The following is a 21,086-nucleotide window of genomic DNA, read 5'->3' as shown; positions in this document are numbered from 1 at the left end:
GGGAGTCAGTGCGGCCGGGAGAGGTCGCCGGGCCGGAAACCTTCCAGCGTCGAGCTCACGAGCCCGTCGAACTGGTCCTTGTCCTCACGCGGGTAGACCCAGCGCAACGCGGCCATCGAAGCGGATCCCGTGAACCCGCGTTCGTAGAAGATCTTGCCGTCGCCCTGGTAGCCGGAAACCGAGTACCGGTCGCCCTCGACCTTCTGGTAGGTCACTCGTCCGCCGCCCGCTTCCACCTCGGCGACCGCGCCGGCGAGCGCCTGGGTCGAGGACTGGTTCGAGTTGGCGCCCCACACCGTCAGCGTCGCGTCGACATCGGAGTTGGTGAACGTCATCCCGTCCCCGTTCGGCGGGGCGTACGGGGTCGCGAGGTAACTCTCGGAGATCAGCGCGGTGAAACCGAACCGGGGGTTCGTGTACGTGGGCCCCTCCGCGGACTGTCCCGTCGAGGGCATAGAGGACGTAGAGGGCACAGAGGACGTCGACGGCGTCGGGGAGAGCGAGGTCGAAGGCGGCGGCGAGGCGGGCGCCGACTTGCCGAGCATCGTCAGGAACTTCGGCTGCATCAGGTCGCCGACCTCGGCGTACGGCAAGGTCACGGTCTCCTGCCCGTCCGCCGTGCTGGCGCCGAGTTCGTACCACAGGATCTCGAACTGGACCCCGGCCTCGGTGAACCCGAAGTCGGCGCCCGGCACGTGGTCGCCGCCCGCGGTGCTGTTCGCGGCGTCGATGTCCACCTTCCGGCCCTCCTCGCCGACCCCCGGCTCGCGGCGGAACCCGTACTGGGTGTGCGGTTCGAGCCGCTGGGTGAGCGTCTTCATCCCGGCCGCGGTCAGCACTTCGGGCCGGAATACCTCCCGGGGGCCGAGGATCTGCCCCGTGCCGAGGTCGACGGTCGTCGTCTCGGGGAACCGCCAGGTCGGGTGCGACAGCACGGCCGAGTCGAGATCATGCTGGTACCGCACGGAAAGCAGGCTCGGCGTCTGCAGCAGGATCCGCGCCGTCGTGTGCGCCGCGGCCGTGTCGCCGGCCTCCTGGAACCGGTCGCGATTGCCGGCCACCCCGTCACGAATCGCCTTCAGCCGCTTGTCGACCGGGGCGCGCAACGCCTCGTTGATCCGTTGCCGGACCGCGGGATCGGGGCCGCCGGACACCTGCGGGAACTGGAGGTCGTAGGTGACCGGCATGGCCTGATCCCGCCCCGACGTGGTCTGCAGGCTGACGGTGAGCGCAACCGCTTGCGCGGGCGGATCGTCGTGGTTGCCGAAAATCGCCACTCCCCCGGCGACCAGCGCGCCGACAATCAGCACCGCGGCGGCGATCTTGCCGGCGATCACCGCGGTCGCGCCCACCCCGGTCCCCGTGGCCGGAACCCCGCCCCCGACCCCACCCCCAACCCCGGCCGCCACGGCACCGGCACCGACCGGTGCGGCGGCCGTGCCGGCGGTGGCCAGGAGCGCCAAGGGCGTCAGCGCCGTCAGCGCGGCGGCCGACGCGGCCAGGCGCTTCCAGCCGCGTTTCTCCCAGTTCTTCCCGTAGGCCTTGCGGGCGACGATTTCCAGCTCGGTCACGAAGGCGTCCGCTGTGGCCGGTCGCCACGCCGGATCCTTCGCCATCCCTCGCGCGACCAAGGGGCGCAGCGCCTCGGGCACCGCCTCCACGGGCACCGGCGCCGCTTGGTGCAGCGAGCGCAGCCCTTCGGTCGTGTCCGCCCGGAACGGCACCTGTCCGGTGACGCACTGGTAGAACACGCAGGTCGCCGCGTACACGTCGGTGGCGGGCACCCCGGGCTGCCCGGACCACTGCTCCGGCGCCATGTACGAGGGTGAACCGGCCGTCAGCCCGTTGTGGCCGTCCAAAGTGGCGAGTCCGAAGTCGACCAGCTTCGACTCGCCTTCCCGGGACACCAGTACGTTTCCCGGTTTGTAGTCCCGGTGGACCACCCCGGCCGCGTGGGCGTCGGCGAGGCCGAGCAGCGAGCCCTTCAGAATGGCCAGCGCCGACTCGGGGGCGAGCACGTTCTCCGTCGCCAGCAGCGCGCGCAGCGACACACCGGGCACGGCCTCCATGACCAGGGCGGCGCCGTCCGGCGTCTCCACGAAGTCGAAGAGCCGGACCACGTGCGGGCTCCGCACGCCCGACAACAGCCATGCCTCGCGCCGGAACCCGTCCGCGATCCCCGCGTCGGCGAGGTACTCCGCGCGCAGGTACTTGATCGCCGCCATCCGGCCCGAGGCCTCGTGCTTGGCCAGCACGACCCGCCCGAAGCCGCCGATGCCGAGCACGTCCACCTCGGTGAACCCAGGCACGCGCCAGGTGTCGCTCATCCCCGCCCCCTCCGCGAATCGCGGAGGTCATCAGACCACGGCCGGGAGATCCGCACTACCGGAATGTGGCATTCAGTGCAAAACCGTCACACTCGCGGGTCACGCGGGCTCAGGTTCCTCCGCCCGTGCCGCGGCGTAGTTGCGAACCGGGTTGGCCCGGCCGAAGTGACCGATGGCGAAGGCCGCAGTCGCGAGCCCTCCGATCATCAGCGCGAGCACGGGACCGGCCGCCGCGGCGACGCCACCGATCACGGTGTCGCCCAGGGCGGGGCCGCCGCGTGAGGCCATCTGGTAGATCGCGGAAACCCGCCCGCGCAACGAATCCGGCGTCTCGAGCTGCACCGCCGCCTGCCGGATCGTCGTGGCCATCGCGTCGAACGCACCGAGCAGCAGGCAGGCGACCAGCGCGACGACGAGCCCGGCGGCCCAGGCGAGCAGGACGGCACTCAGGCCGTACGCGATCGTCGAAGCGAGGAGGACCTTGCCGAGCCGCTTGCTGCGGGCGACCACCCGGAAAACCGTGTACGTCGCGATGAGTGCTCCCGCCGACGGTGCTGCCGAGAGCAGCCCGTACGCCGTGGCGCCCAGGTGGAACCGGTCGATCGCCAGCGTGGGCAGGAGGACCCGGTAGGCCGCGAAGACCGTCGCCACCAGGTCGAGCAGCACCATTTGCCACACGATCCGTCTCCGCAGGACGAACCGGACGCCCTCCACGAACTGCTCGCGCAGCGTGATGTGCTCGCCCGACCCCGGCAGGTGCGGGATCCGGAGCAGCGCCAGGGTGACCATCAGGAGGAGGTAGGTCACCGCGTCGACGGCGTACATCAGGCCTGGCCCGCTGACGGCGATGAGCACACCGGAGAGCGCGGGGCCGAGGAGCACGGCGAGCTCCCGGGACGGGTTGAGCAACGCGAAGGCCTGCGGCAGCTGCGCCCGCGGGACCAGGGCCGGGATCAGGGCTTGGCGGGCGGGCTGGTCGAAACTGGCCGCCGCGGTGGTGAGCACGACCGAGCCGACGACCTGCACGACGTCGACGTGGCCGGCGAAGCTCGTCGCCGCGAGCGCGAGCGCCACGACCATGGCCACGGCCTGCGACCACTGGAGGAGCTTGCGCCGGTCCACCCGGTCCGCGTAGACGCCGGCCAGGGGACTGAGCACCACCAGCGCCACGACCTGCGCGGCTCCCACCAGCCCGGTTTGCGCCACCGAACCGGAGAGCTCGTAGACCTGGTAAAGGTTGGCCGCGATCGTTCCCCGGCTGCCGATCTGCGAGAGGACGACGCCGCCCCAGTAGAAATCGAAGTCGCGGTTGCGCAGGACCTCGGCGACCTTCATGCCCGCCATAATGCCTGATGGTATGACCAAAAGTCCACGCTTGCCGCAGGGCGCCCGGCGGACCACAATGCGAAAGGTAAAATGGTCCGGCCAATCTGGAGGCTCGGTGTCGACGAAGACCACGACGAAGACCACCCACTATCACCAGCAGAAAGCCCGGCGGGCGAAGTTCCTCGAAGACTGGCGCGACAACCACCGCACGGTCATCCGCGGTGAGGACGTCAAACTCGAGCAGACCGCGCGGGGCATGCGCACCGGCGTCTACATGGGTGAGGACGGCGACAATCCGACCCGCTCCATCGACGCCCTCGTGCACGAGGTCGACCACGGCGTCGTCACCACGATCCACCGGCACTCCTGGGACGCCATGGTGCTCGGCGTCGGCGGCCGGGGCTGGATCGAGGTCGACGGCGAGCGGGTGACCGTCGCCCCCGGCGACTCGGCCCACATCCCGGCGTGGGCGTGGCACCGCTCGGGCAACGACGGCGACGAGACGTTCCGCTACCTCACGTTCTCCAGCGAGCCGCTGCTCGCCACGATGGGCATGTCGGTCCTCGACGACCGCGGTCACGAGCCGTTCGAGAGCCTCCCGGGCCGGCCCGAGTTCAGTGCTCCCGACGTGCAGGGAGACGACGCGTACGCCCGTCGTCTGCGCCGTCTCGGCAAGGAGCAGCAGAAGCGCCGCAGCGGTCGGCTCCACACCGACTGGGACGAGCTCGAGATGCTCAACACCCCGCGCGGCACCCGCACGACCTTCCTCCTCGACCGCGCCATCGGGTACCAGGCTTCCGGCATCACGATGGCGATGTTCGAGATCGGCCAGGGCCGCCGGCAGTCGATGCACCGGCACGCCGGCGAGGCCTGGCTGTACGTGCTCGAAGGCGAGGGCCACTCCTACCTCGGCACCGAACCCGAGGGCGGGGAGAACCACCCGTGGAAGAAGGGCGACCTGATCGTGGTCGACCACTTCCTGTGGCACCAGCACTTCAACGACTCCGCGGAGAACACCGCGCGGGTCGTGCGCATCCACATGTTCGACAGCCTGCTCGAGACGATGCGGGCGCTGATGGATCCCGCGGTGCTCTTCGAAGAGCCGCCGGACCACATCCGCGATGCCCAGGCCGGCGACGTCAACACGGTCGTGTGGCCTGCCCTCGACCGGCCGTCCTGGCCGTGAGCGAGCGGACGCTCCCGCCCGGAGTCGTCGGACTGCACGCGCTCCCCTCGGACCACCACGACGGGCCGTGGGACTCGATGATCGTGCCGGCGGGCACCAAGGAGAGGCTGCTCGGCACCGCGCTGCTCGTCCTGCGGCAGGGCCGGTTGCTGAGCGGGCTCTCCGGCGCGCCGCACGGCCTGATCGTGCTGGCCGGCCCGCCGGGCACGGGAAAGACGACTCTCGCGCAGGGGCTCGCGCAGGCCGCCGCACGGAAAATGGCCCCGCGTGGCGCCACGACGCTGGTCGAGGTCGACCCGCACGCGTTCCCGAGCGACATGCTCGGCGAAAGCCAGCGGGCCGTCTCGCGGCTGTTCCTCGACACCCTGCCCGAGATCGCCGCGCGGCGACCCCACACCGTGGTGCTGATCGACGAGGTCGAAGCTCTGGCCGTACGCCGGAGTTCGGCGTCGTTCGAGACCAATCCGGTCGACGTGCACCGCGCGACGGACGCCGTGCTGTCCGGTCTCGACCAGCTTCGCGCCCAGTGCCCGCACCTGGTTCTCGTGGCCACGACCAACTTCGTCGACGCGGTCGACGAGGCGGTGCTCTCGCGGGCCGATCTGGTCATGAACACCACGCTGCCCGACGACGAGGTCATCGAGCAGATCGTGGCGTCGTCGCTGGCCGAGCTGGCCGAGCAGTGGACCGGGCTGACGCCGCTCGCCCGGGACGCCGATCTCCGCGCGGAGCTGGCCAAAGGCCTGCGGGGTCTCGACGGCCGGCGGGTCCGCAAGTCGATCCTCGCGGCGCTCACGGTGCGCACCGAGGTCGCGCTCGACCCGAACCTGCTCACCGCCGACGACCTGCGCCACGCGACGCAGCTCGACGGCTGAGGTCCTGCGACGGACGAACGCGCGGTGCCGGGTCGACGACCGACCTGGCACCGCGCGTTTCCCGTGCGCTGTCTACTTGCTCCCGAACGCCTTGTCCACAAAGGACGAGTCGATCAGCGACGCGAGGTCGACCTTGTCGACCCCGTTCACCGAGCCCTCCAGCGACTGCTGGGACGACTTGAGCTGGTCCACCGTTGCCAACGGCGGGTCGGTGAGGACCTCGCCGGCGTAGTACTTCCAGGTCGCGTCGAGCGCGCGCTGGTCGGTGACCCCGAGGTGGGCGCCCAGGATCTTCGTCGAATACGCCTCGTCGGAGCGCTCGCGATCGAACCCCTTCTTGAGGCCGGCCATGAACTTCCCGACGACGTCCGGGTGATCCTTGAGGTACTCGGACGTGCTGGAGATGCCCACGTTGATGTTGGGGATCTTCTCCTTGGCCATGTCGATCACCATGTGCAGCCCGGCGTCCTCGAACTTGAGGCTCGCCGGCGGGTGCGTGGCGGAGGCGTCGATGGTCTTGGCCAGCAGCGCGTTGTTGACGTTCGTCACCGAACCCAGCGGCACCAGGTTCACGTCGGTCGGGTTGATGCCCAGCTTCTTCAGCGCCTGCAGGGTGCCGATGTACTGCGAGCCGCTCTTCGTGGTGTAGCCGATCTTCTTACCCTTCAGCTCTGCAGCGGTCGGCACGTTCGCGTAGATCTGGTACGGGAGCACCGGGGTGAGCGCGGCCAGCACCTTCACGTCACCGCCCGCCGCGGTGCCGGCCACGATCTGGGAACCCCCCATCGAAGCGAGCTGCGTCTGGCCGGCGATGAGCGCCGGGTACCCCTGGTTGCTGTCGAGCTTGATGAGCTTGACGTCGAGCCCTTGCTCCTTGAAGTAGCCGGCTTCCGAAGCGATCCACAGGGGCAGCTGGTCAGCGACCTCTTCGCTGTAGCTGACGGTGATGACACCGCCGGCTCCGGCGTCCGACGAACCGCCACAAGCGGTCAGAGTCGCCGTCGCGAGCGCCACGGAAAAGGCGACGCCGAAGGCGCCAGACTTGAACTTCATTGTTCTGTCCTTCTGGGAATGGGCGGGGACGGGAAACGTCAGTCGTTGCTCAGGCGCCAGGCCGCGTAGTGGTTCTCGACCCGGCGCAGCAGCGCAGTGAGAATCACCCCGGCCGCGGCGAAGATGAACAGGCCGGCGAAGACCGTGGCGGTCTGGAACTGCTGGCCGGCGGTGTTCATCGTCATGCCGACACCGTGCTGCGCGCCGCTGAGCTCGGCCACGAAGACACCGATCAGCGCCTGGCCCACCGCGAGCCGCATCCCGCTGGCGATGAAGGGGACGGTGCCGGGCAGGGCCACGGTGCGGAACAGCTGGAGGTCGCTCGCCCCGAAACACCGCGCCACGCGGACGGTTCCTTGTTCGAGCGATTGGACGCCCTGCGCGGTGTTGATGAGCACCGGGAACAGGGCCATCAGGAAAACGATCGCGATCTTCGAGGAACTGCCGATGCCGAGCCAGATGATCAGCAGGGGCGTCAGCGCGATGCGCGGTGTGGCGTAGAGGAAGTTGACGAAGGGGTTGAGCGCCCAGGCGATGCGCTTGTACCAGCCGATCAACAGCCCCACCGGCAGGCCGATCACCACCGCGAGTGCGAGGCCGGCGAGCAGTTCCTGGGCGCTGGTCCACAGGTCGATCCAGATCTGCCCGCCTTGGATCATCGCCCCGAAGGCGTTGATGACGTCGACCGGTCCGGGCAGGATCAGCTGCGGCTGGATCCGCAGGAGCGCGACGACCTCCCACGCGAGAAGCACCACGACGACGGCGCCGATGCCGAACAGGCGTTGCTCGCTGAGCCACGACGGCAGCCGGCGCCGGGCCGCCTGGCCCGCGCGGGGGCTCCGGCGCGCCGGGCGGGACTCGATTCGCGAGGCCGGCCTTGGCGAAGAGGTGACGCTCATCGGGCTCCCTCCCCGGCGCCGCCTTTGGCGCCGTAGAGCACATCGGCGATCTCGTCCCGCAGCTGCGCGAACTCCCGCGTCCGCCGGATCTCGTGCGACCGCGGGCGAGCCCACGGCACCGTGATCTCCTTGACGATGCGACCGGGCCGCGGGCTGAACACGCACACCCGGTCCGCGAGGAACGCGGCCTCGGTGATGTCGTGGGTGACGAACAGCGCCGTCACGTCGCGTGCGGCGCAAACCCGGAGCAGTTCGACCTGGAGCACCTCGCGGGTCTGAGCGTCGATCGCGGCGAACGGCTCGTCGAGCAAGAGGATCTCCGGCTCGACCGCGAGCGCGCGGGCGAGGTTGACCCTGGCCTGCATGCCACCGGAGAGCTGCGCCGGGTACTGCTGCCCCACGCCGGCGAGTCCGACCAGCTCCAGCAGCTCGTCGGCGCGCTGCTTGGCCGCCGGCTTCTTGACCTTCTTCGTGAGCTCGAGGCCGTAGCTGACGTTCGCCTGAACGGTCCGCCACGGCAGCAAATTGGCGTGCTGGAACACCATCGCCCGGTCGGGCCCCGGACCGGGGATCGGCCGCCCGTCGAGCTCCAGATCGCCCTCGGCGAGCTGGACGAACCCGGCGACCGCGTTGAGCAATGTGGTCTTGCCGCAGCCGGAAGGCCCGACGAGGCAGACGAAATCCCCCCGCGCCAAGGTCAGGTCGCACTGCTCGACGGCCGTCGTCACCTCTTTCGACCCAGGCTTGGCGTAGTCGATGGCGACACCTCGGGCCTCGAGGTGTGCGATCCCGCCCGTGGCCCCCACATCGATGTGCGCAGCATCACGGCCTGCCGTTCTGGACAGTGCCGGCTTGTCTCGGCTCAGCATGGAGGGGAGCGTAGGACTAATTGTCAGTCCAAAGCAATGGTCCAACTGAGTTTTCTGGCCAGGTCGTGACCGGCCGGAGCGGCGCGGCCGTCCCTGACCAGGGCTAGTGCCGTAAGGTCAGACCATTGACTGTTAAACTACGGTGCATTTCCGGCATCGACCATGACGAGGTGGAGACATGGCTGCAACAGGGCGCGGTGCGAAGGACGACCTCTTCAGCCGCGTGAGCACCTCGCGGGTGTCGCAGGTCATCGTGGACCAGATCAAGGTCCTGATCCGCGACGGTTCTCTCATCCCCGGCGACCGGCTGCCGAGTGAGCGCGATCTGTGCCAGCGCTTCGGCGTGAGCCGGGTGACCGTGCGTGAGGCACTTCGCGTGCTGGAAGCCACCGGACTCGTCACCATCCGGGTCGGCGCCCACGGCGGCGCCTTCCTGACCGCACCCAGCACGGACCGCGTCGGCGAGGGCCTGGCCGATCTCCTTTCGATGTCCGTGCTCACCGCCGGCGAGGTGACCGAGGCGCGCAAGATCGTCGAGATCGGCGCCCTCCCCCTGATCGTCGAGCGGGCGACCGACGAGGACATCGACGCGCTGTTCAAGCTCGTCGAGGAGGGGCAGACCGCCGTCGACGAGGGCGTGCACGCGGTGGACATCTCGGCGCGGTTCCACATCCGGCTCGCCGAATGCGCCCACAACACCGCGCTGACGATGCTGATCCAGAGCTTCCACGGCCCGCTCCTGATGTCCTTGCGGGAGGCCCGCGAGCAGGCCCCCATCATGGGCGCGCGCGGGACCGGCGAACACCGGGAGCTCGCCGAGGCCATCCGCGACCGCGATCTCGCCGCCGCGCAGCGGGTCATGAGCGAGCACATCGCCCGGACCGCGCAACGCGTGTCGCACGAGGCCGAGTAGCACCGGGAAAACCCGCACCACCCTCGGAAACACCCCTCGCACCGGACGCCGTCTTCCGCTAAGGTCCAATGGACTAGCCAATGGAGGAGTAATGGCGGTGAAGGGAAGCAGCACCCTCGTGGTGGGCGCGAGCCAAGCGGGAGTGGAGCTGGCCGCCTCGCTGCGCAAGCTCGGTGCTTCGGGACCGATTACGTTGCTCGGCGGGGAAACCCGGCTGCCCTACCAGCGGCCCCCGCTCTCCAAGGCGTTCCTCAAGGGGGAACTGCCCGAGGAGCGGCTGGCACTGCGTGGCCAGGACTTCTACGAGGCTCAGCGGATCGAGCTCGTCCGAGGTGAATGGATCGACGAGATCACCCTCACCGATCCCGAGCTCGGTGACGGCTTCGCGGTCACGCGGTCCGGTCGGACAGTGGAGTTCGATCGGCTCGCCCTGGCGACCGGAGGCACGCCACGCCGCCTCCGGATCCCCGGGAGTGAGCTCGCCGGCGTCCACTACCTGCGCGATGTCGACGACGCGATGGCGCTGCGGCACGACCTCGCGGCCGCCCGCGACGTCGTGGTCATCGGTGGGGGCTTCGTGGGGCTCGAAGCCGCCGCGGCCGCCACCGCCGCCGGCCGGAACGTCACCGTGGTCGAAGCGGCCGACCGGTTGCTCGCCCGCGCCGTCGCGCCGCAGATGTCGGGCTTCTACCTCGCCGCGCACCGGCGGCGCGGCACCGAAGTCGTGCTGTCGACCGGGGTGACCGAACTCCTCGGCCGCGACCGGGTGACGGGTGTCGGGCTCTCCGACGGCCGCACCATTCCCGCCGACGTCGTGGTCGTCGGGATCGGCCTGGTGCCCCACACCGAGCTCGCGGAGCAGATCGGGCTCGCCTGCGCCGGCGGGATCCTGGTCGACGAGTCCGCCCGGACCAGCACACCCAGCGTGGTCGCCGCGGGCGACTGCACGATCGTCGCGCACCCCGACCACGGCGCCCTCCGCCTCGAGTCCGTACCCAACGCCATCGCGCAGGCGAAGACGGCGGCCGCGAGCCTGCTCGGCCTGGCCGCTCCCGCGCCCGGGATCCCGTGGTTCTGGTCCGACCAGGCCGATCTGAAACTGCAGATCGCCGGGATCAGCAGCGGCTACGACGAGACCGTGCTGCGGGGCGACCCCGGCAGTGAACGGTTCTCGCTCTTCTACTACCGCGGCGGCCGCCTCATCGCGATCGACGCCGTCAACGCACCCCGCGACTACATGGCCGTGCGCAAACTGCTCGAGGCCGGCCGCACCGTCCCGCAGCACGTCGCGGCCGACACCGAGGTGGCGCTGAAGGAATTCCTGCGCGCGGCTTGACGAGTCAGATGACGAAGGACTCCGTCGACTCCGGCGCGAACAGTTCTTCCGCGGTGCGCAGGCGAGCCGAGAGCCCCTGCTCGTGGTGGTAGCGGAGGAACACGTCGAGCACGTGCCGGTTGGCGTCCAGCCCGTAGGACCAGTAGTCGGGGCCGAGCAGGCTCCGCGCGTCCTCCAGGTGCTGGTTGAGCCACGGCTCCATGAACCGCAGTGCCGAGGCGTCGTAGATCCGCGCGTACGCCTCGTTCTTGGCCGCTGTGAACGCTTTCGTCAGGGACTGCGCGACCCACGGGTGCCGCTCGTAGACCTCGCGGCGCAGGGCGACCACGTGCATGATCGGGAAAATCCCGGTCTCCGCGTAGTACTCCTTCTCCGCCGCGACGGTGTCGGGGAAGAGCCGGGCGACGCGACCGTCGCCGGCGACGTACGAGCTCGGGATCCGCGGGCTCTGCAGCGCGTCGATCTCGCCGGTGGCCAGCATGTCCGAAAGCGTCCGGCCCGCCGGGATCGACTGGACGTCGAAGCGGGTCGAGACGGCACCCTTTTCGATCCGTCCCGGCGTTTCCTGGCCACCGGTGAGGTAGGTGACCGAGTCGAGTGGCACGTCGTACGCGTCGGCGAGGATGCCGCGGACCCAGACGCCCGCGGTGAGCTGGAACTCGGGCGTGCCGATGCGTTTGCCGACGAGGTCGGCCGGTTTCTCGATGCCCGCCGCGGTGTTGATGAAGACGCCGCCGTGGCGGAACATCCTCGACGTGAACACCGGCAGCGCGACGAACGGCGCCGGGTCGCGGTCGAGCGAGGCGACGTAGGTCGACAGCGACATCTCCGAAGCGTCGAACTCGCCGTGGCGCAGCATGCGGAAGAACGTCTCCTCGACCGGGAGCCGCAGGTACGTCAGGTCGATGCCGTCGGGCCGGATCGACCCGTCTTCGAGGGCGCGCGTGCGGTCGTAGTCGCCGCACGCGAATGTCAGGTCCAGTCGGCTCATCGGGTCACCTTCCTGCGGCGGCGAGCCGCCGGTCGAGCCGGGGGTAGACCCGGCGAGCGTTGTCCTCGTACACCGCCGCCAGGTCCTCGCCGGCGAGCCCGGCGCGGCCGACGTACTGCAACGTGTCGTCCCAGGCGATGCCGGTTTCCGGGTCCGCCCCGCGCACCGCGCCGAGCATCTCGGACGCGAAGAGCACGTTCTTCGCGGGCAGGACATCGAGCAGCAGGTCGATGCCGGGCTGGTGGTAGACGCACGTGTCGAAGAAGACGTTCGGCAGGAGCTCGGCCGGGTCGCGCCAGCCGTTGCGCATCGCCAGGCCCCGGTAGCGTCCCCAGTGGTAGGGCACCGCTCCCCCGCCGTGCGGGATCACCAGTCGCAGACCGGGAAACCGGTCGAAGAGCTTCGACTCGAGCAGCTGGGTGAAGACGCTGGTGTCGGCGTTGAGGTAGTGCGCGCCGAGCGTGTGGTGGTTCGCGTTGCACGCCGTCGAGACGTGCACCATGGCGGGCACGTCCAGCTCGGTCAGGACCTCGTAGACGCCGAACCACGACTCGTCGGTGATCGGCTTGCCCGCCCAGGTGCCGGACGGGTCCGGGTTCAGGTTGACGCCCACGAAACCGAGTTCGCCGACGGTCCGGCGGATCTCGGCCGTGACGCCGCCGAGATTGCCTTCAGGCGTCTGCGGAAGCTGCGCGACCGGGGCGAAGTGCGCGGGGTAGAGCTCGGCGACGCGGTGGACGAGGTCGTTGGACGCGCGCGCCCAGGCGTTCGCCACGCCGGCGTCGGGCACGTGGTGTTCCATACCGGACGCCTTGGGAGAGAACAACATCAGGTCGCCGCCACGCTCCCGCAGCACACGCAGCTGGTTACCCTCGACGCTCTCGCGCAGCTCGTCGTCGGTCACCGGCGCCAGTGCCGCCCGCTCACCGTCCAGCTGGGCGTCGCGGAACTGTTTCAACGCCGGCGGGGCTGTCGTGTAGTGACCGTGGATGTCGATGATCACCGGTCGCGCACCTCCTTGAGGTACGCGTCGTGCTCCACGTACCGCAGGCCCTTGCGGGCGAGGCGCTCGCGCATCGAGTTGACGTCGAGACCCAGCTCTCCCGCGGCGTAGCGGGCCCGCAGGCGCGCTTCCTTGTCCTCCCGCGCGGCCGAGGCCGCGAGGATCTCGTCCGCGTCGGCGCGGCGCACGACCACCACACCGTCGTCGTCGGCGACGATCACGTCACCCGGCTCGACCAGCCGGCCACCGCAGACGACCGGGATGTTCACCGAGCCGAGGGTTTCCTTGACCGTGCCCTCGGCGGACACGGCCCGGGACCAGACGGGGAACGGCAGCTCACGCAGCTCGGCGATGTCGCGGCAGCCGGCGTCGATGACCAGGCCCCGCACCCCGCGCGCCTTGAGCGAGGTCGCCAGCAGCTCGCCGAAGTAGCCCGCGTCCGACGGCGAGGTCGGCGCGACGACCAGCACGTCGCCGGACTGACACTGCTCCACGGCCACGTGGATCATCCAGTTGTCGCACGGCGCCACGCTCACCGTCACCGCCGTGCCCGACACGTGCGCACCCGGGTAGATCGGGTTCAACGTGGACGCCATCAGCCCGGTGCGGCCCTGGGCTTCGTGAATGGTGGCGACCCCGAACCGGCCCAGGCCGTCGCGTGTCTCCGCGCCGGTTCGGGGCGGGTTCGTGACGACGACCCCGCTCATCGGACGACCGCCCCACCGGCCTGGCCGACCAGCGAGGGCATCAGCGAGATGTGGATCGCGTCCTCTTCGGTCTCGCCGGCCAGCACGCGGATGGCGTGGTCGACCTGGTCGATGCCGTAGCGGTGGGTCGCCAGCTTCTCCAGCGGGAAGCGGCGCGAGGCGAGCTGGTCCACGGCGAGCTCGCAAGCGCGGAACGAGTGCCCGCGCGCGGACTTGATCGTGATCGCCTTCTCGGTGACCTTCTTGACCGGGAAGTCCGGGAACGCGGCCAGCTCGCCCTGGATGAGGAGCGTGCCTTCGCGGCGCTTGAGGACGTCGACGCCGAGCAGGACCGGCGCGGTGCCGGCGCGCGAAGTGCAGTCGAGCACTATGTCGACGCCGCGGCCGCCGGTGAGGTCCATGACCTTCTCGCGGGGGTCCTCGGTGAGCACGTCGATGACCTCGTCGGCGCCGAGTTCCTTGGCCAGGTCGAAGCGGTGCTTGTCGCGCGTGGTGCCCGACACCAAGATCTGGGCGGCACCTGCGGTCTTGGCCGCGACCAGCTGCGCGAGGCCCTGCTGGCCCGGGCCCTGGATCAGCACGGTGTCGGCGTATCCGACGCCGGCGGTGAGCAGCGCCCACTCGATGCCGTTGGACAGCGGCATGACCATGCCGGCGAGCTCGGGCGTGACCGTGTCGGGGACCTTGTGCAGCACGGAGTTCCACGGCAGGTACATGAATTCGCTGAACCCGCCCCACAGCGTGCCGGGGTTTTCCGCGGAGGTGTAGCCGAACCGCCGGCCGTCGGGGTTGGTGCGCCAGTCCGTCGCCTCGCAGTGGCGGTACTCGCCGAGGCGGCACCAGTCGCAGTTGAAGCAGCCGACGTAGTGCTCGACGAAAACTCGGTCGCCTTCGGAAAGGCCGTGGCGTCGCTTGAACCGAGCCCCGGCCTGCGCGATGACGCCGACGTTCTCGTGGCCCATGATCACCCGGCCCTGGATCACCGCGGGCGGGTTGGCGTACATCTTCACGTCCGTCCCGCAGATCCCCGCGACCTCCACCTGCAGCAGGGCGGAGTCCTCGTCGATCGACGGGAGCGGGAACTCCTGCATCTCCGTCGTGCTCGCCGCGACGCGGACGGCCGCCTGCACAGTCTGGACCATCGAATCTCCCTCGTTGGCAGAATGGACAGCCCAATATACCATCAGCGGGGTAGACCACCAGACGAAGCGAGGAGCCGCATGGCCGAGCACCTGCTGACCGTGACGCGTACCCAGGGCAACAACCGCGCGCTGACCGACGGCGAGGTCGCCCCTGCCGGGTTTCCCTTGGCGTTCAAGGAAGAACCAGTGCTCGTCAACGGGTTTCGGCGGATGGTCCGAGAGCTCGCTTACGACGTCTGCGAGATGGCGCTGACGACCTACCTCACCGCGCGTGAGCACGGCGTGCGCTTCACCGCGCTCCCCGTCTTCCTGGTCCGCGGGTTCCACCACGGCGCGATCCTCGTACGGAAAGACTCCGGCATCACCGAGCCTGGGCAGCTGGCCGGAAAACGCGTGGGCGTCGGCCGCGGCTACACGGTGACCACCGGCGTCTGGGCGCGCGCGATCATGGCGCTCGAACACGGCCTCGACCTCGACTCGGTGACCTGGGTCCTCAGCGGTGACGAGCACGTCGAGTCCTACCGTCCGCCCGCGAACGTCGAGCCGGCCGGGCCCGGGAAGAAGCTCGGGGACATGCTGCTGGCCGGGGAACTGGACGCCGTCGTCAATGCCAAAGTGGACTCGCCCGAGGTCGTACCCCTGATCACCGAGCCGGTCGAGGCAGGGTTCGCCGCGCTGCGCGAACGCGGCTTCTACCCCATCAACCACCTCGTCGTCGTCAAGGACGAGGTCCTCGAGGCGCACCCGGAGGTCGCGGAGGCTGTGTTCGACGCGTTCGCCGAGTCCAAGCGCCGCTACGTCGAGCGGCTGCGGGCCGGGATCGTCGAAACCGCCGACGACCGGATGTACGCACGGGTGATGGCCGAGACCGGCACCACCGACCCGCTCCCCTACGGCATCGAACCCAACCGCGCGATCCTCGAACTCCTGGCCGAACAGGCGGCGGCACAACACATCCTGACGAAACCCGTGGACGTCGAGTCGATGTTCGCGCCCGCGACGCGCGAACTGGTGGGCTGAGCCATGCGCATCGCGATCGCCGCCGACCACCACGGCGTGAACCTCAAGCAACGCCTCACCACCTGGCTCACCGACCACGGTCACGAGGTGGACGACCGCGGCTCGCACAGCGCGACGGACACCGTCGACTACCCGCCGCTGTGCGCCGACGTGAGCCGGCGGGTCGCCGACGGCCGCGCCGAAGCCGGCCTCGTGCTCGGCGGCAGCGGACAGGGCGAAGTCATCGCCTGCAACAAAATCCGCGGCGTGCGCGCGGGACTCGGGCACACCACGTTCATGGTGGAGATCTCGCGCGGCAACAACAACGCCAACGTGCTCGTGATCGGCACGAAGGTCATCTCGGACGACGAAGCGGAACGGCTGCTCGCGCTGTGGCTGTCGACTCCGTTCAAGGGCGGCCGGCACCAGGACCGGATCGACCAGATCACCGCGCTGGAAGCCTGATTTCCGGCCGGAGCGGGACGGCGGTCGGCATCTCGGCGCCGATCGCGTCGGCCACGGCCAGGCCGCTCACGTGGGCCAGCAGCATGCGCAGCGAGTTGCCGTGCGCGACCACGAGCACTGACCGGCCCGATTCCAGCAGCGGCAGCAACTCTTCGAGCCAATACGGCCGCAACCGGTCGTGGAGCATCTCGAGGCTCTCGCCGCCGGGCGGCACGCCGGCCGGCGACCGCCGCCAGCAGGCGACCGCTTCGGCGCCGAACCGCGCCCGCGCGTCAGCCCGCCCGACCCCTTGCAGGACACCGTAATGCCGCTCGATGAGGGCCGGGTGGTACTCGGCAGCGACGGTCGGCGCGAGCCGGCTCCTGACGATCGCGGCGGTGTCGGCGGCGCGGGCCAGCGGTGAGCAGTGGACGATGTCCGGGACCCAGCCGGCCAGTCCTTCCGCGGCGGCTCGCGCTTCGAGGACGCCGGCCGGCGTCAGCGGGACGTCGAGGTGCCCGGCGAACAGGTCCCCGGCGTTGGCGGTGCTCTCACCGTGGCGCAGCAGGACGAGCGGAGTCACCGGTCGTGTCCGCGGAGGAACTCCAGAACTCGCGCGGGCGCGGTCTCGGCCGTCTGCTCGGAAACCGGAACGTCCCAGTATTCGCGCACCGGCAGGCACTCCTGGAGGTAGCGCGCGGCCGAAGGGGCGTGCGAGCTGTCCTGCCCCGGCACGATCAACGAGGGCACGTCGCAGGTCATCAGGTCCTCCGGCTCCACGCCCGGAACGGTGTCGCGGTCGAACAGGCCCCGCACAGAGCCGGTCACGAGCAGGTCGTAGCGAGACGGGTCGAAGGCCGCGTACGCCTTCGCGAAGGGTTCGTCGCTGCGCAGCGGCGCGGCCCACGGACCCACCCGCGGGTCGGTGCTGAACCCGGCGGTCGTCGACCGGGCCAGGTCGACGACCGCCGGCAGCCCGTGCTCGGCGACGTAGGCGAGGTGCCGCACGAACCGGCGGTGCTGCGCCATCCGGTAGCGAGGCCCACCGGCCGGCGAGAACAGGACCATGCTGCGCACACGTTCCGGTGCCGCGACGGCGAGCGCCGCGGCGGTCGAGCAGCCGACGCAGCCGCCCATGGTGTGCGCCGCGTCGATCCCGAGGTGGTCGAGCAGCCCGAGCGCCTGGCGGACGTAGACCGGCCACTCCAGCCGCTCGATGCGGCCACGCGAGCGCCCCGATTCACGTCGGTCGAAGACGACGCAGGTGTATTCGGGAGCGAAGGCGTCGACGAAGCCGAGTTCGCGGTAGCGCCCGAAGCTGGTCCAATTGTCCAAACTGGAATCGAAGCCGCCCGGACTGAACATCAGCAGCGGCGGGCCGTCACCGACGGTCTCGTAACGCGTAGCGATCCCGTCCAGCACGGCCACGGGCATGCTCGTACTCCTCAGCTCTGCGGCACCTTGATGCCACCGCGGATCTGCCGGCCGCCGCGGATGTCCGCGGCGCATTCGGTCAGCGCGTCGAACGTGATCCGCGCGACGTTGGCGTAGGTGTCGATCTCTTTGTCGACGTTGGCGGCGTTGTAGCCGATGGCCGCGGTGGCCATGCGGATGCGCCCGTCGAGCCACGGCCCGCCGCCGAACCCACCGAGCACGGGGATCGACACCGCGTCCACCACCGCCGGCCCCACCACCGGGCCGGAGTTGGTGAAGTTGAGCGCGACGGCTCCCGCCGACTCGAGCCGCTTGGCCTCCGCGACCAGCTCGTCGAGCATCCCGTCGGGCACCTGGGCGACGCTGGCCGCCGAGTATTCGATGCCGTACTTCAGGGCCGTCTGCGGCGTGATCCCGAACTGCGCGAAGACCGGAATGCCCGCCCTGGTCACGGCCTCGACCGCTTCCGGGAAGTCGGCGGCACCGTCGAGCTTCACCAGGTCGACGCCCGCCTCCTTGACCAGCCTGATCGCCGCGTCGACCGCACTGGCCGCGCCCTGCTGCAGCGGGCCGAACGGGAAGTCGCAGCTGAGCAGCGCTCGCCGGACTCCACGCCGAGCCGCCTTCGCGACGACGAGCACCTCGTCGAAGGTGATCTCGAGCGGATGCGGCTGCCCCCAGAGGTTGACTCCGACGGTGTCGCCGACCGACACGAGGTCCACGCCGACCCGGTCGGCGATGCGCGCCATCTGGTAATCCCAGGCGACGAAACAGACGCTCTTCTCACCACGCGCCTTCATCGCCTGCAGAGCCGGGATGGTGACCTTGCCGGCCGGATCACTCTGGGGGCTCATGCGCGCGTCGCTTTCAGCAGTTCCAACAGATCGTCCTCTTCGGCGGGCACCAAGAGGATCCGGGCGTGCGGACGCAGCGAGAACAGTGCCTCGTTCGCGACCCCGTCCGAGGTCACGACCAGGCCGGCCGTCATGATCCCGCGCACCGTGCAGGCCGCACCGATGGTGGCCGCCGCCTCCGCGTTCGCGCCGGTGGTCGAAACCAGCACGACGGTGTTGCTGTCGCGCAGCTCATCGGTGAGCGCCACCCGGTCGCCGGTCATGGTGACCAGCTCGTCACCGGCGCCGGAAGCCGAGTAGAACCGCGCCTGCGCCCACTCCTCGGCGGCCGCTCGCCCGACGATGTCCTTCGCCGCTTCGTCCAGCGCCACCACCCGCGTGTTGCGGGCGGCGGACAACGGGTAGTCGATCCGGAAAGCCGCTTCCTCGGCGGTCGCCGCGCGGGCACAACTGCTGACCGAGCCACGTTGCAACACTGCGTTCCTCGCCGTCTCAGACCGTGGTCTGCCGCACGCCCGGCTTGGCGACCATCGCCTCGCCGATGCCGTCCACAAAGGACTGGTCGGCGGGCAGCACGACCGCGACCGAGCGCACCTTCTGATCCTGGGCCCGGTTGCCTGCCGGCTCGACCCCGTCCTCGGCCAGCGCGAGCGCGGCCTTGCGCAGCTTCTGGCGCGCCTTGATGATGCCCGCGTCGGTCGCGACGAGCCGCTCCTTGGTCCGGTCGACGATCGGCCCCATCGACTCCTGAAGCGACGAGTCCTGCAGCGCGATGCCCTTGATGCCGGAGTAGGTCTCGCCGCGCCGCTGCGCGTCGCGGTCCATGAGGTAGTCGTTGTCCTTGTTCGCGAGCGGCCGGTAGTTCTCGTCGTTCGCGCTGTGCACGCCCAGACCGGCCCGCATGGCCGACACCTCTTCGCTGTCGAGCTGGCGGGTCGGGTGGTAGTCGAAGCTCCAGGCCCAGCAGTTCTCGTCGTCGATCGGCACCCAGAAGTGGCCGTGCATCGGGTGGTCGGCGCGCGGCGGGACCATGGTGAAGTTCGGCAGCACCCACGGCGTCACGCGCCAGTAGTAGTGCCCCTCCTCCGCGCTGCGGCGAGCGGCGATGAGCAGGCCGCCCTCGTAGTCGACGACCTCGAAGAACGGCTTCAGGTCCGCGCGGTTGTAAGCGTTTCCCTTAGAGCCCTTGAAGAGCGGGTCGCTGTCGAGGCTGCCCGAGTGCAGGAAGGTGACGTGGCTGGAGTCGATGCCGCCTTCGAGCGCCTGCAGCCAGTTGCACTCCTGAAAGCGCTTCGAGGTGAAGGCCTGCCCCTCGGGAACGGTCACGAACTCCCACTCCGGCAGCGGCGGCTGCGTCTCCGGGTCACCGAAGTAGGCCCACAGCACGTCGCCGCGCTTGACCATCGGGTAGGACTTGAGCTTGACGTTGGCGCAGAAGTTGCTGGTCTCGGGCTCGCTCGGGACCTCGATCGCCTGACCGGTGTAGTCGTACTTCCAGCCGTGGTACGGGCAGCGCAGGCCGCCGGCCTCGTTGCGGCCGAACCAGAGCGAGACGCCGCGGTGCGCGCAGAACTCGTCCATCAGGCCGTAGCGACCCTCCGAGTCACGGAAGGCGATCAGCCGCTCCGAAAGGATCTTGACCCGCACCGGCGGGCAGTCGTCGGCGGGCAGCTCCTCGGCCAGCAGAACGGGCTGCCAGAAGCGCCGGAACAGGGCGCCCATCTTGGTGCCCGGCCCGGTCTGCGTCAGCAGTTCGTTGATCTCTGTTCGGAGCACGCTGAAGTCCTTTCGCACCGGCGATCGCGAAGCCGTTATAGGATTGAATATCAGACCATTGAACCACTGGCAATGGCGAGTTCTCCGCGCCGAGGTCAGACGACCTGCTCTCCGGGCACGTCCACGGTGAGCCCGTCGAGCCGCGTCGTCACCTCGATCTGGCACGAGAGGCGGCTCCCGGCCCGCCGGTCGCCGATCGCGAGGTCGAGGAGGTCGTCCTCCATGTCACCGACTTCGCCGACCTGATCCAGATACTCCTCGCGCACCCACACGTGGCAGGTGCCGCACGAAAGGCAGCCCCCGCACTCGCCGATGATCCCCGGCACCCCCGCGCGCACGGCCGCGCTCATGACGCTCTCCCCCACGGAGGCGTCGACCGCCCGCTCCTCGCCGGCGTCGTCGACGTACACGACCTTCGGCATGTCCACTCCTAGCCGCTGACTAATGGACTTACCAATATACCGGTTGATCGCGAGGGCGCAAGACGCCAAGAGCCTGCATCGTGGCACTCGGCGACGGCTGAATCAGCGCTCGGCGGCCGAACACGTCGAGATCAGCGCCACCGCGGCGGCGCTGATCTCGGAGGAGCTGTGAACCACTGACCTGCCGAAGCCGCCAATGGGACTAGAAGCCGGTTTTAGATCCCCAAGGGCGACCAGTCCAGTACGGCAGCGAAGGGTAGACGGCCAGGTCCCCACGGCCTTGCGGAGTCAGGTCGAGCGCACCGAAGATCGGCCGGAGCGCGTCCATGGCGCTGGAATCCCCGCGGGCGAAGACCTGCTCGCTCGTCCACCGGTGGTGCATGCCGTCCACGTCCTCGGTGAACACGTGCAGAAGCGGGATCTGCACGCCGTCCGGGGTTCCGCGTGTTGTTCTGGTCGAAGGTGGTGTTCTTCGACGACACCGCGCGAATGGTGCACCAGTGGCGTTGCCGGGCGTAGGCGCCGGTCGT

22 protein-coding genes are annotated in these 21,086 nt (G+C 69.8%); 6 read left to right on the top strand and 16 right to left on the bottom strand.

Annotation, left to right across the window (positions count from 1 at the left end; genetic code table 11):
- Positions 1-5 precede the first annotated feature (5 nt).
- Entirely contained in the window at positions 6-2,327 is a 2,322-nt protein-coding gene (locus ABZU76_RS13735; protein WP_354868680.1) for a protein kinase, read from the bottom strand.
- A gap of 99 nt (positions 2,328-2,426) precedes the next feature.
- A complete protein-coding gene (locus ABZU76_RS13730; protein ID WP_354868677.1) occupies positions 2,427-3,671 on the bottom strand; it encodes an MFS transporter in 1,245 nt (414 codons plus the stop codon).
- Positions 3,672-3,768: 97 nt separating this feature from the next.
- Here ABZU76_RS13730 and ABZU76_RS13725 point away from each other — a divergent pair, with 97 nt between their 5' ends.
- Both ABZU76_RS13725 and ABZU76_RS13720 read left to right on the top strand, forming a co-directional pair.
- Complete coding sequence (locus tag ABZU76_RS13725) at positions 3,769-4,839, top strand: cupin domain-containing protein (protein ID WP_354868674.1); 1,071 nt, start codon at positions 3,769-3,771, stop codon at positions 4,837-4,839.
- Positions 4,836-5,714 (top strand): AAA family ATPase, encoded by an 879-nt coding sequence (locus ABZU76_RS13720; protein ID WP_354868671.1) that lies wholly within the window; start codon positions 4,836-4,838, stop codon positions 5,712-5,714. The genes ABZU76_RS13725 and ABZU76_RS13720 overlap by 4 nt, the downstream gene beginning before the upstream one ends.
- A gap of 72 nt (positions 5,715-5,786) precedes the next feature.
- Here ABZU76_RS13720 and ABZU76_RS13715 read toward each other — a convergent pair whose 3' ends face one another.
- From ABZU76_RS13715 to ABZU76_RS13705, 3 genes are read right to left on the bottom strand one after another with little or no spacing between them, the layout of a single operon-like run.
- Positions 5,787-6,767 (bottom strand): ABC transporter substrate-binding protein, encoded by a 981-nt coding sequence (locus ABZU76_RS13715; protein ID WP_354868668.1) that lies wholly within the window; start codon positions 6,765-6,767, stop codon positions 5,787-5,789.
- A 38-nt stretch (positions 6,768-6,805) separates the two neighbouring features.
- A complete protein-coding gene (locus tag ABZU76_RS13710) occupies positions 6,806-7,666 on the bottom strand; it encodes an ABC transporter permease (protein ID WP_354868665.1) in 861 nt (286 codons plus the stop codon).
- Positions 7,663-8,535 carry an ABC transporter ATP-binding protein gene (locus ABZU76_RS13705; RefSeq protein ID WP_354868662.1) on the bottom strand — a complete coding sequence of 291 codons (873 nt, stop codon included), beginning with the start codon at positions 8,533-8,535 and terminating at the stop codon, positions 7,663-7,665. Before ABZU76_RS13705 ends, ABZU76_RS13710 begins: the two co-directional genes overlap by 4 nt.
- A 178-nt stretch (positions 8,536-8,713) precedes the next feature.
- Between ABZU76_RS13705 and ABZU76_RS13700 the strand changes: the two genes are divergently transcribed.
- Together ABZU76_RS13700 and ABZU76_RS13695 are read left to right on the top strand one after the other, a co-directional pair.
- On the top strand, positions 8,714-9,448 hold the full coding sequence (locus ABZU76_RS13700) for a FadR/GntR family transcriptional regulator (RefSeq protein WP_354868659.1): 735 nt from the start codon (positions 8,714-8,716) through the stop codon (positions 9,446-9,448).
- Between the two features lie 91 nt (positions 9,449-9,539).
- The gene (locus ABZU76_RS13695) at positions 9,540-10,784 is read left to right on the top strand and encodes an FAD-dependent oxidoreductase (RefSeq protein ID WP_354868657.1); all 1,245 of its coding nucleotides are present in this window, start codon (positions 9,540-9,542) and stop codon (positions 10,782-10,784) included.
- 4 nt (positions 10,785-10,788) lie between these two features.
- Here ABZU76_RS13695 and ABZU76_RS13690 read toward each other — a convergent pair whose 3' ends face one another.
- From ABZU76_RS13690 to ABZU76_RS13675, 4 genes are read right to left on the bottom strand one after another with little or no spacing between them, the layout of a single operon-like run.
- Complete coding sequence (locus ABZU76_RS13690) at positions 10,789-11,775, bottom strand: ABC transporter substrate-binding protein (RefSeq protein ID WP_354868654.1); 987 nt, start codon at positions 11,773-11,775, stop codon at positions 10,789-10,791.
- Between the two features lie 4 nt (positions 11,776-11,779).
- The gene (locus ABZU76_RS13685; protein WP_354868652.1) at positions 11,780-12,778 is read right to left on the bottom strand and encodes an amidohydrolase family protein; all 999 of its coding nucleotides are present in this window, start codon (positions 12,776-12,778) and stop codon (positions 11,780-11,782) included.
- The gene (locus ABZU76_RS13680) at positions 12,775-13,485 is read right to left on the bottom strand and encodes a 4-carboxy-4-hydroxy-2-oxoadipate aldolase/oxaloacetate decarboxylase (protein WP_354868649.1); all 711 of its coding nucleotides are present in this window, start codon (positions 13,483-13,485) and stop codon (positions 12,775-12,777) included. Before ABZU76_RS13680 ends, ABZU76_RS13685 begins: the two co-directional genes overlap by 4 nt.
- Positions 13,482-14,627 carry an alcohol dehydrogenase catalytic domain-containing protein gene (locus ABZU76_RS13675; RefSeq protein ID WP_354868646.1) on the bottom strand — a complete coding sequence of 382 codons (1,146 nt, stop codon included), beginning with the start codon at positions 14,625-14,627 and terminating at the stop codon, positions 13,482-13,484. The genes ABZU76_RS13680 and ABZU76_RS13675 overlap by 4 nt, the downstream gene beginning before the upstream one ends.
- Before the next feature lie 78 nt (positions 14,628-14,705).
- On the opposite strand from ABZU76_RS13675, the gene ABZU76_RS13670 reads away from it, so the two are divergent.
- Together ABZU76_RS13670 and ABZU76_RS13665 are read left to right on the top strand one after the other, a co-directional pair.
- Positions 14,706-15,647 carry a hypothetical protein gene (locus ABZU76_RS13670; RefSeq protein WP_354868643.1) on the top strand — a complete coding sequence of 314 codons (942 nt, stop codon included), beginning with the start codon at positions 14,706-14,708 and terminating at the stop codon, positions 15,645-15,647.
- Between the two features lie 3 nt (positions 15,648-15,650).
- Complete coding sequence (locus tag ABZU76_RS13665) at positions 15,651-16,091, top strand: RpiB/LacA/LacB family sugar-phosphate isomerase (protein WP_354868640.1); 441 nt, start codon at positions 15,651-15,653, stop codon at positions 16,089-16,091.
- Here ABZU76_RS13665 and ABZU76_RS13660 read toward each other — a convergent pair.
- From ABZU76_RS13660 to ABZU76_RS13630, 7 genes are all read right to left on the bottom strand, one after another.
- A complete protein-coding gene (locus ABZU76_RS13660; protein WP_354868637.1) occupies positions 16,072-16,653 on the bottom strand; it encodes a 2,3-bisphosphoglycerate-dependent phosphoglycerate mutase in 582 nt (193 codons plus the stop codon). The two genes, ABZU76_RS13665 and ABZU76_RS13660, sit on opposite strands and share 20 nt — an antisense overlap.
- On the bottom strand, positions 16,650-17,504 hold the full coding sequence (locus tag ABZU76_RS13655; RefSeq protein WP_354868634.1) for an alpha/beta hydrolase: 855 nt from the start codon (positions 17,502-17,504) through the stop codon (positions 16,650-16,652). The genes ABZU76_RS13660 and ABZU76_RS13655 overlap by 4 nt, the downstream gene beginning before the upstream one ends.
- 11 nt (positions 17,505-17,515) lie before the next feature.
- A complete protein-coding gene (locus ABZU76_RS13650; RefSeq protein ID WP_354868632.1) occupies positions 17,516-18,358 on the bottom strand; it encodes a 3-methyl-2-oxobutanoate hydroxymethyltransferase in 843 nt (280 codons plus the stop codon).
- Positions 18,355-18,834, bottom strand: coding sequence for a hypothetical protein (locus ABZU76_RS13645; protein WP_354868629.1), 480 nt, complete (start codon positions 18,832-18,834; stop codon positions 18,355-18,357). The genes ABZU76_RS13650 and ABZU76_RS13645 overlap by 4 nt, the downstream gene beginning before the upstream one ends.
- Positions 18,835-18,850: 16 nt before the next feature.
- Positions 18,851-20,134, bottom strand: coding sequence for a Rieske 2Fe-2S domain-containing protein (locus tag ABZU76_RS13640; protein ID WP_220242667.1), 1,284 nt, complete (start codon positions 20,132-20,134; stop codon positions 18,851-18,853).
- A 95-nt stretch (positions 20,135-20,229) separates the two neighbouring features.
- Positions 20,230-20,556 carry a 2Fe-2S iron-sulfur cluster-binding protein gene (locus tag ABZU76_RS13635; protein ID WP_354868626.1) on the bottom strand — a complete coding sequence of 109 codons (327 nt, stop codon included), beginning with the start codon at positions 20,554-20,556 and terminating at the stop codon, positions 20,230-20,232.
- 202 nt (positions 20,557-20,758) lie between these two features.
- Positions 20,759-20,983, bottom strand: coding sequence for a hypothetical protein (locus ABZU76_RS13630; RefSeq protein ID WP_354868623.1), 225 nt, complete (start codon positions 20,981-20,983; stop codon positions 20,759-20,761).
- Positions 20,984-21,086: the final 103 nt, after the last annotated feature.

The sequence above is a fragment of the Amycolatopsis sp. NPDC005232 genome, assembly GCF_040607795.1.
Taxonomy (GTDB): domain Bacteria; phylum Actinomycetota; class Actinomycetes; order Mycobacteriales; family Pseudonocardiaceae; genus Amycolatopsis.
The sequence above is the reverse complement of the archived record's forward strand: the minus strand, read 5'-3'. Positions and strand labels throughout refer to the sequence as shown.